This is a genomic window from Micromonospora sp. S4605 (genome assembly GCF_003176715.1).
In the GTDB taxonomy this organism is placed as follows: domain Bacteria; phylum Actinomycetota; class Actinomycetes; order Mycobacteriales; family Micromonosporaceae; genus Micromonospora; species Micromonospora echinaurantiaca.
The window spans coordinates 1-8867 of the sequence record NZ_QGSW01000368.1 but is presented as its reverse complement, the minus strand read 5'-3'; the positions used below and the strand labels follow the sequence as shown (position 1 = coordinate 8867).

General features: G+C 69.8%; 7 protein-coding genes. 1 reads left to right on the top strand and 6 read right to left on the bottom strand.

The window, feature by feature from the left end:
* Positions 1-142 precede the first annotated feature (142 nt).
* Together DLJ47_RS30720 and DLJ47_RS30715 are read right to left on the bottom strand one after the other, a co-directional pair.
* Positions 143-682 carry a phospholipase gene (locus DLJ47_RS30720; protein WP_109905255.1) on the bottom strand — a complete coding sequence of 180 codons (540 nt, stop codon included), beginning with the start codon at positions 680-682 and terminating at the stop codon, positions 143-145.
* A 175-nt stretch (positions 683-857) separates the two neighbouring features.
* Positions 858-2519, bottom strand: a complete 1662-nt coding sequence (locus tag DLJ47_RS30715; protein ID WP_109905253.1) for a glycoside hydrolase family 10 protein — start codon at positions 2517-2519, stop codon at positions 858-860.
* A gap of 321 nt (positions 2520-2840) precedes the next feature.
* Between DLJ47_RS30715 and DLJ47_RS30710 the strand changes: the two genes are divergently transcribed.
* A complete protein-coding gene (locus DLJ47_RS30710; protein ID WP_109905251.1) occupies positions 2841-4328 on the top strand; it encodes an amino acid permease in 1488 nt (495 codons plus the stop codon).
* A 147-nt stretch (positions 4329-4475) separates the two neighbouring features.
* Here the strand turns inward: DLJ47_RS30710 and DLJ47_RS30705 are convergent, their stop codons facing one another.
* The 4 genes from DLJ47_RS30705 to DLJ47_RS30690 are packed head-to-tail and all read right to left on the bottom strand — an operon-like array spanning position 4476 to position 8678.
* A complete protein-coding gene (locus tag DLJ47_RS30705) occupies positions 4476-5492 on the bottom strand; it encodes a glycoside hydrolase family 43 protein (protein WP_109905249.1) in 1017 nt (338 codons plus the stop codon).
* Positions 5489-6370 carry a carbohydrate ABC transporter permease gene (locus DLJ47_RS30700; protein WP_109905247.1) on the bottom strand — a complete coding sequence of 294 codons (882 nt, stop codon included), beginning with the start codon at positions 6368-6370 and terminating at the stop codon, positions 5489-5491. The genes DLJ47_RS30705 and DLJ47_RS30700 overlap by 4 nt, the downstream gene beginning before the upstream one ends.
* Positions 6371-6380: 10 nt before the next feature.
* Positions 6381-7346: a carbohydrate ABC transporter permease gene (locus DLJ47_RS30695; protein WP_109905245.1), complete on the bottom strand. Its 966-nt coding sequence runs from the start codon at positions 7344-7346 to the stop codon at positions 6381-6383.
* A gap of 6 nt (positions 7347-7352) precedes the next feature.
* The gene (locus DLJ47_RS30690) at positions 7353-8678 is read right to left on the bottom strand and encodes an ABC transporter substrate-binding protein (RefSeq protein ID WP_109905243.1); all 1326 of its coding nucleotides are present in this window, start codon (positions 8676-8678) and stop codon (positions 7353-7355) included.
* Positions 8679-8867: the final 189 nt, after the last annotated feature.

The following is an 8867-nucleotide window of genomic DNA, read 5'->3' as shown; positions in this document are numbered from 1 at the left end:
CCCACACCGAGCACGCCTGACCGGCCCCGCCCCGCCTCGGCCCGACCCACGTCACGGGTGATCAAGAGGTTCGCGTCAGGATCCGGCCCGGATCTGACGCGAACCCCTTGATCACCGGGGCATCACCGCAGGATCACCGGGGTCAGGAGCGGGCGGCGGCGCGGCGTTCGGCGTCGGCCTTCATCCGGGCGGCGCGGTCGATGTCGGCCTGCTGGACGGCGGCGACCGAGCCGAAGATGCTGACCGCCTGGTAGTAGGTCCAGGCCAGGCTGTAGCAGGCGGGCCGGACGACGGAGTTGTACCTGGCGCAGACCCGCTTCAGGTCCTCGTAGAAGGCGCTGTCCAGCCGGGACTTATTGGCCGGGAACTGGCCCATCGCCTTGTAGTTGCGGTACCCGAAGTCGTGCCGGTAGCAGGAGAGGTTGAAGGTGAACCCGAGCGGGTTGTCCGGGCTGGACGAGCAGTAGTCGGTGGACCAGTCGAACGCGTACTCGGCCCAGGCACTCTTGTTCAGTCGGGCGGCGTTCCAGGCGTTGTAGCTGGTGGCGCTGGTCTGGGTCCAGCTGGACAGGACGGAGAGCTTCTGCTCGGGCGTGACGGCGGCGGCCGGGCTGGCGATGCCGAGCGCGACCAGCAGACCGAGTGCGCCCGAGGCGAGGAGGGTGGCGAGACGACGGGGCATGGCGGACCTCCGCGAGGGTGTGCGGAACTCTTGTTACCGGCGGGTTACCGGGTGTCGATTAGTGTCGATGAAGCATCCGCCCCGGATCTTGTATCGCTGCGAACTATTGGTGACATCAGTTGAAACAGACGAATGCCCCGGGCGTCAGGGACGCCCGGGGCATTCGCTCGGTGGGTCAGTGTACGAAGTGCGGCGGGCTGAGCGGGCTCTCGTTCGCCAGCCGGTCGAGCGCGGTCACGTAGTAGGTGTAGCGCTTGCCCGGCTCGGCGGTGGTGTCCACCCAGGACTGGACCGTGCCGGGGGTGGCCCGGACGGTGTCCACCAGGTGCGCGGCGTCCGCGACGTCGCACTTGCCGGCCAGGTCGAGGCCGTCGAAGCGGTAGATCGCGTACGAGGTGGCGGTGCCGAGCGGGCCCATCCCGTCGGCCGGCTGCCGCCAGCGCAGCCGGACCCCGGCGTCCTCCCGGGCCGACCCGGTGACCACCGGCATGAGCAGCGGCTTGGCCGGCAGGTGTGACATGGTCGGGATCAGCGCCGGGCGGGAGTAGTGCTCGGCGGCGTAGATGTCGGTCGCGCCGAGCCGGTTCGCCCGGACCTGGACCGCCGAGAAGTGCACGTTGCCCAGCACCTCGGGGTGCGACCGGTTCAGCGTCAGGTGGTTGGACAGCTCCTGCGGGTTCATCCAGAACGAGCCGTACACCGGGTCACCGCTCTTGTAGTCGGCCTGTCCGATGTAGAGCTGCACCCGGGTGCCCTTCACCACGTCCGCCCACCACGGCACCAGCCGGGCGTAGTCGGCGGCCGGGTACTGGCCGATGTACCAGTACAGCTGCGGCACCACGTAGTCGATCCACTCCTCCTTGACCCACTTACGGGTGTCGGCGGAGATGATGTCGTACGACTGGCTGCCGGTGGTGTCCGAGCCGAGCGGGTCCACGGACTTGTTACGCCAGATGCCGAACGGGCTGACACCGAACTTCACCCACGGCTTCTCGGCCTTGATCTTGGCGTTCATCTCCTGGATTAGCAGGTTGATGTTGTCCCGCCGCCAGTCCGCCTTGTTGGTGAAGCCGCGGTTGTACGCCGCGAACGTCGCGTCGTCGGGCACCTGGTGGGTGCCGCTCGGGTACGGGTAGAAGTAGTCGTCGAAGTGCACGCCGTCGATGTCGTACCGCTTCACCGCGTCCATCATCGCGGTCTGCACGAACTCGCGGACCGCCGGGATGCCGGGGTTGTAGTAGAGCCGGCTGCCGGCGACACCGGCCGGCGGGTACGCGAAGACCCAGTCCGGGTGCTCCCGCGCCGGGTGGTTCGGGGCGAGCTGGTTGATGTCCGCGCCGGCGCCGCTCGGGGCCGGCATGGAGACGCGGTACGGGTTGAACCAGGCGTGGAACTCCAGGTTCCGCTTGTGCGCCTCTTCGACGACGAAGGCCAGCGGGTCCCAGCCCGGGTCCTTGCCGCGCACCCCGGTCAGGTACTCCGACCAGGGCTCGTGCGGCGACGGCCAGAACGCGTCGGCGGTCGGGCGGACCTGGACCACGACGGCGTTGTGGTTCAGCCGCTCGGCGAGGTCCAGCCAGCCCAGGTATTCGGCCTTCTGCGCGGCGATCTGGTCCGGTGCGGTCCAGGACGCCTTGGTGGGCCAGTCGATGTTGGTGACGGAAGCGATCCACATGGCCCGGAACTGCCGCTTGGGCGTGGCCGGGTCGGTGACGCAGGTGGTGGTGGCGGAGACGTCGGTCGCCGCCGCTTCGGTGGCGTGCGCGGGGGTGCTGGCGACCAGCGCGCCGAGCAGTGCCGCGGCCAGCCCGGCGGCTCCGAGCCGAGTTGCCTTCATGCGGTGTGTCCCTTTCGTGGGGATCCCGTGGTAGGTTTCATCGCGGCGGCCCTCGGCAAGATTCGCCGTTGGCTATCTGCCGCTGGTAGGAAATTTTCACACCTGGCGTGCGTGCGCAAGGGGTCCGGGCCGGAACGGTCCGTCCGTCGGATAGGCGCCCGTCTGCGCCGGGACGTCACGTTCCTGCCGGTGATCGGGCGCACACCTGGCGTGCTGACCGGGTTGTCCCGATGGATGGCGGTTGACGGGGATCCCCGCTGGGTACCGACGGCGGTCACCGGCCGCCACCGTGGTGGTCGGCACGGTGGGAGGGGTGACCGCGTGTCCGTGCTGCGTACCAAACCGATCAAGGACGTGCAGGCCCAGAGCGAGGCCGACGGCGGCGACGGCGGACCCGGGCTGAAACGGCGGCTCGGCGCGGTCGACCTGACCGGCTTCGGCATCGGCATCGTGATCGGCACCGGGATCTTCACCCTCACCGGCATCGAGGCCCGGGACAGCGCCGGCCCCGGCGTGGTGATCTCCTACGCCATCGCCGGCGTGGTCGCGCTGCTCGCCGCGCTCTGCTACGCCGAACTGGCCTCCAGCGTGCCGGCCGCCGGCAGCGCCTACACCTACGCGTACGCGACCATGGGCGAGATCGTCGCCTGGATCATCGGCTGGGACCTGCTGCTGGAGTTCGCGCTCGGCGCGGCGGTGGTGGCCCGCGGCTGGTCCGGCTACCTCGCCGAACTGTTCGACCTGCCCGCGGCGTGGTTCGCCGAGGACGGCAGCGTGGTCAACCTCGGCGCGATCGCGATCGTGCTGCTGCTCGGCGTGGTGGCCATCGTCGGCATCCGGGAATCCGCCCGGGTGACCAACCTGCTGGTGCTGGTCAAGGTGGGCATCTGCGTCTTCGTGGTGCTCGCCGGGGCGTTCTTCGTCAAGGCCGCCAACCTGACCCCGTTCATCCCGCCGGCCGAGCCCGCCGGCGGTGGCGAGGACGGCATCAAGCAGCCGGTCACCCAGGCGCTGTTCGGGCTGGAACCGTCGGTCTTCGGGTTCGTCGGCGTGCTCAGCGCCGCCGCGGTGGTCTTCTTCGCGTACACCGGCTTCGAGGCGGTGGCCAACCTGGGCGAGGAGACCCGCCGGCCGCGTCGGGACCTGACCCTCGGGCTGCTCGGCACGCTGCTGGTCTCCACCGTGCTCTACATCGGTGTCTCGCTGGTGGTGGTCGGCATGGTGCCGTACACCGAGATCGACCGCGGCGCGCCGATCGCCGCCGCGTTCGAGTCGGTCGGCGCCGGCTGGGCCGCCGTGCTCGTCTCCATCGCCGCGGTCGCCGGCCTGACCAGCGTCATCCTGGTCGACCTGGTGGCGATGGGCCGGATCGGCTTCGCCATCAGCCGGGACGGGCTGATCCCGCCGTCGATCGCCAAGGTGCACCCGCGCTGGGGCACCCCGTACCGGATCTCGGCCATCATGACCGTGGCCGTCGCGCTGCTGGCCGGCTTCCTGCCGCTGTCCGCGCTGGCCGACCTGGTCAGCATCGGCGCGCTCTGCGCGTTCGTGCTGGTGTCGATCGCGGTGCCGATCCTGCGCCGCAAGCGCCCGGACCTGGACCGGCCGTTCACCGTGCCGTTCTCCCCGGTGCTGCCGATCGTCTCGGCGCTGGCCTGCCTCTACCTGATGCTCAACCTGTCGGTGGAGACCTGGCTGCGGTTCGGCGCCTGGATGCTGCTCGGCGCGGTCATCTACTTCGGGTACGGGTACCGGCGGAACCGCCTGGCTCGTCGTTCGTCGTCTTCCCGGGAACCCGCCTCCGTCTGATCATTGCGGTGGGATTCCGGTTCCGGTTGGGGTTTTCGGGGAGCCCGGCCCGCTCCGGGGGGTCAGGCTTGATCCCTCCGCGGGCCGGGCTCCCCGGAAACCTTCGGTGGTCGGCCGCCGCGGACCGGTCACGTTGAGAGTTCCTGGTCAGGGCTTCTGCTGGGGCTCGGCGGTGGGGCCGTTGACCTGGGGTTTGCCGTTGGGCCAGGTGACTTCGTCGAGCCAGACCTGGCGGCCGGGATCGATGCTGCCCTCCTGGCCGGGCGGCCAGGCGTGGTAGAGCAGCCAGGTGCGGCCGTCCTTGACCACCATCGAGGCGTGCCCGGGGCCGGAGGCCACCTCGTTGGACTTCAGGATCGGGTTCTCCGCGGCCTTCACGCACGGGCCGGTGGGTGACTCGCAGACCGCGTAGCCCTCGGCGTACTCGGCCCGGTCGTAGGCGTTCGCGGCGAAGAAGAGGAACAGCCGGCCGTCCTGGCGGTGGAAGAACGGGCCCTCGATCAGGGTGCCCTCCCACGACTCGGTCTGCTTGAGCAGCCTGGCCGGCTCGCCGACCAGGCGCAGCCCGTCGTCGGAGAGGCGCTGCGACCAGAGCCAGGTGTCCACCCCGATGGCGTTGCCGTCGTTCTTCCACAGCAGCCACAGGCTGCCGTCGGTGTCCCGGAACGGGCTCGCATCGATCGAGCCGCCCAGCTCCGCCTGGCAGATCAGCGGCCCGGTCGAGTCGTCCCGGTACGGCCCCTGCGGCGTGCTGGCGACCGCCCGCCCGACGCACTGCCGACCCGACTCGCGCCCGGCCACCGTGTAGTAGAGCAGGAACCGGTCCGGGGCGAGTTGGATCGCCTCCGGTGCCCAGGTCTTCCCGGCGTCCGCCCAGCCGGGCAGCTCGGGCAGCGCGTCGCCGACCGGAGTCCAGTCCACCAGGTCGGGCGAGCTGAGCACCGGGACGTTCCGGCCGCCGGCGTTGGTGTGGAACAGGTACCAGGTGTCGCCCACCCGGATCGCCTGCGGGTCGGGCGCGTCGGTGCGTACGACCGGGTTGGTGAACATGCTCGGGTCGCTCCCGGTGCTCGTGGGTCTCGGATCGTCGGCGCCACCGCCGCAGCCGGCGGCGAGCAGCGCGGCGGCGAACGCCGCCGCCGCGCTGCGCCAGCGGGCGGTCATCCCTTCAGGCCGCTGCGGGAGACACCCTGGATGATGTGCCGCTGGGCGAACACGAAGAGGATCAGCACCGGCACGCTGGCCAGCACCGCACCCGCCATGATCACCGGGTAGTCGGTCACGTAGGCGCCCTGGAGCAGGCCCAGGCCCGGCGGCAGGGTGAGCATCTCGGGGCTGAACAGCACGAAGATCGGCCAGAGGAAGTCGTTCCAGTTGGTCAGGAACGACAGCACCGCCAGGGTGGCCAGCGCCGGCTTGGACAGCGGCAGCACCACCCGGACGAAGATCTGCCACTGGTTGGCGCCGTCCAGCACCGCGGCCTCCTCCAGCTCCCGGGGCAGGGAGAGGAAGAACTGCCGGAGGAAGAACACCCCGAACGCGCTCGCCGCGCCCGGCACGATCACCACGGTGAGGGTGTCGATCCAGTCCAGCGTGTCGACGATCAGGAAGTTCGGGATGATCAGCGAGGTCGGCGGGATGAACAGCGTCCCGACGATCAGCGCGAAGCTCACCCCCCGGCCGCGGAACCGCATCCGGGCCAGGGCGTACGCGGCCATCGCGGCGGTCACCAGCACCAGCAGCGCGTGCAGCGTGGCGGCCAGCATGCTGTTGAGGAACCAGCGCAGCACCGGGTTCGCCGAGTTGTCCACGATCTGCTCGTAGCCGTACCCGGAGACCGGCTCGGGCAGCCAGGTGGGCGGGATCTGCTGGGCGCCGGTGTAGGTCTTCAGCGAGGTGATGACCATCCACACCAGCGGGGTCAGGAAGACCAGGGCGAGCGCCACCAGGGTGGCGTAGAGCGCGGCGCGGCGCAGCGCGGTGCCCGGGGCGCGGGTGGCGCCGGCGGGCCGGGCGGCGGCGGTGCGGGTGGGCGTCGTCATGGCGGTCCCCTCAGTCTTCCCGGTAGCGGAAGAGGCGGAAGTTGGCGATGCTCACCACCGCCAGCATCAGGGCGAACACGATGCTCATCGCGGCGGCCCGGCCGGCGTCGTTGTCCCGCAGCCCCTCCTCGACGATGAACCACACCACCGTGCGGGTCTCGGTGCCCGGCGCGCCCTGGGTGATCAGGAACGACTGGCCGAACACGTTCGCCGAGGCGAGCACGGTCGTGGTGATCACGAAGAGCAGCACCGGACGCAGCCCGGGGAGGGTGACGTGCCGGAACCGTTCCCAGGCGCTGGCGCCGTCCACCTTCGCCGCCTCGTGCAGCTCGGCCGGGATGTCCTGCAGGCCGGCCAGGTAGATCACCGCGTTGAAGCCGGAGGTCCACCAGACGGTGACCCCGACCAGCGACACCCAGGCCCACGGCACGTCCGTCACCCACGGGGTGTCCGAGGGCAGGCCGACCGCGCCGAGCAGCCGGTTGACCAGGCCCAGGTTGGCGTCGAGCAGGAACCGCCAGAGCAGGCCGATCACCGCCACGCCGAGCACGTACGGCGCGAAGTAGACCGCCCGGAAGAAGGTCCGGCCGGGGAACGAGCGGTTCAGCAGCAGCGCCAACCCCAGCGGAACCACCACCAGCAGCGGCACCGAGAACACGGTGAAGATCGCCGTCGCCCGGACGCTCTGCCACCAGTCGCCGTAGACGGCCGAGTCGCTGGAGAACAGCTCCCGGTAGTTGTCCAGCCCGACGAAGGGCCGGTTGGGCAGCTGGAAGTCCCACTGGTGCACGCTGAGCCAGACGCCGAGCAGGATCGGCAGCAGGCCGAAGACCCCGAACAGCACGAGGTACGGGGCGAGGAAGAGGTACGGCGTCAGCCGACCGGTCCGGCGCGCCGAGGCGCCCCGGCGGGCGGCGCCGGACGCCGGGGGCGGCGCGTCACCACGCGCCGCCCCGACCTCGATCACGTCCGCCACGGGGAATCAGCTCCCGTACTTCTTGCGGTTGTCCTCGAGCTGCTTGTTGGCCTTGGCCGCCCCGTCGTCCAGCGCCTGCTTGGGCGACTTCTTGCCCAGTGCGGCCTCGTTGAAGGAGTTGTAGAAGGTGGTCATGACCTCGCCGAGGCCCGGGGCCGCCGGCGGGAAGGCCGCGTACTCCAGCTCCGGGGCGAGCGCGTTGACCTCGGTGAGCGCCTTGAACTCGGCGCTGTCCCGGACCGTCTTGCGGGCCGGGACCTGGCCGCCCTTGGCCCAGTCGAGGGAGTGCTGGCTGAGCCAGTTGATGAAGACCTTCGCCGCGGAGACCTTGTTGGCGTCGTTGGCCCGCTGCTTGACGATGGTGAAGTTGTGCGAGTTGGCCCAGGCCGCAGGCTTGCTGCCGATCTGCGGCAGGGGCGCGACACCCCACTGGATCTCCGGGCTCTTCTTCAGGTCGTTGATCTGCCAGATGCCGTTCCAGTTGAAGGCGTTCTTGCCGCTCTTGAACGCCAGGTAGTCGGCATCCTGGCCGACGTTCGCCGGGGAGTGGCCCTGCTTGATCAGGTCGACCAGCCAGGTGCACGCCTCGACGGCCTGGTCGGAGTTGAAGACCGCCTTGGTGGCCTCGGCGTCGAACACGCTGCCGCCCCACTGGTGGACCAGCGAGTAGAAGGTCATCCCGCCGGTGAACTGGAACGGGCTGACCCAGAAGCCCTGCACGCCGGACTTCTTCAGCTCGGTCAGCGCGGCGGTGTACTCGTCCTTCGTCGTCGGCGGCTTGTTCGGGTCCAGCCCGGCGGACTGCATGACCCCCTTGTTGTAGTAGAAGCCGAGCGGGTGCATGTCCAGCGGGATGCCGTACCGCTTGTTGTTGTAGAGGCCGCCCTGCCAGACGGTGGGGGCGAAGTCGCCCTCGGAGAGCTCCAGGGTCTTGGCCACGTCGTCCAGCTCGGTGATCACGCCGCGTGCGGCGAAGGTGGCGAGCTGGTCCATGTGCATGACGGCGATGTCCGGGCCGTTGCCGCTGGAGGCGGCGCCGGGCAGCTTGTTGTAGTAGTCGTCCCACTGGTAGGTGGCGATCGACACCGCGATGTTCTGGTGCTCGGTGTTGAACTGGTTCACCAGGGCCTTGAAGATGTCGCCGTCGCCGCCGGTGAAGCCGTTCCAGAGCTTCAGGTCGACCTTCGGACCGGTGTAGTCCTTGCCGCCGTTGCCCGTCGCCGGGCCGGACGCGTCGTCGTCGCCGCAGCCGGCCAGCGTCAGCGTGGCCGCGGCGCCGAGCCCGAGCCCGAGGCCGAGCAGCCGCCGCCGGCTCATGTCGTTCTGCATCATGGCTGGTATCTCTCCTTGGGGGACGGGGTGAAATTGTGCCTGGTCAGGGCTGGTCCGGCGTCAGAAAGTGTTGTGATACCTCGGCGTGATCTTCGTTGGCCGTGTCGGTGAAGATCGTGTCTGTGTCGTTGTGTCTGTAAACCGGCGTACGAGTCCTCTCTGACCGATCCGCAATGGGCGGTGATCAAG

Excerpts from the sequence above, each read along its gene's own strand:
- DLJ47_RS30715 (WP_109905253.1), bottom strand. The coding sequence starts at position 2,519 with ATGAAGGCAACTCGGCTCGGAGCCGCCGGGCTGGCCGCGGCACTGCTC.
- DLJ47_RS30690 (WP_109905243.1), bottom strand. The coding sequence starts at position 8,678 with ATGATGCAGAACGACATGAGCCGGCGGCGGCTGCTCGGCCTCGGGCTC.
- DLJ47_RS30705 (WP_109905249.1), bottom strand. The coding sequence starts at position 5,492 with ATGACCGCCCGCTGGCGCAGCGCGGCGGCGGCGTTCGCCGCCGCGCTG.
- DLJ47_RS30720 (WP_109905255.1), bottom strand. The coding sequence starts at position 682 with ATGCCCCGTCGTCTCGCCACCCTCCTCGCCTCGGGCGCACTCGGTCTG.
- DLJ47_RS30700 (WP_109905247.1), bottom strand. The coding sequence starts at position 6,370 with ATGACGACGCCCACCCGCACCGCCGCCGCCCGGCCCGCCGGCGCCACC.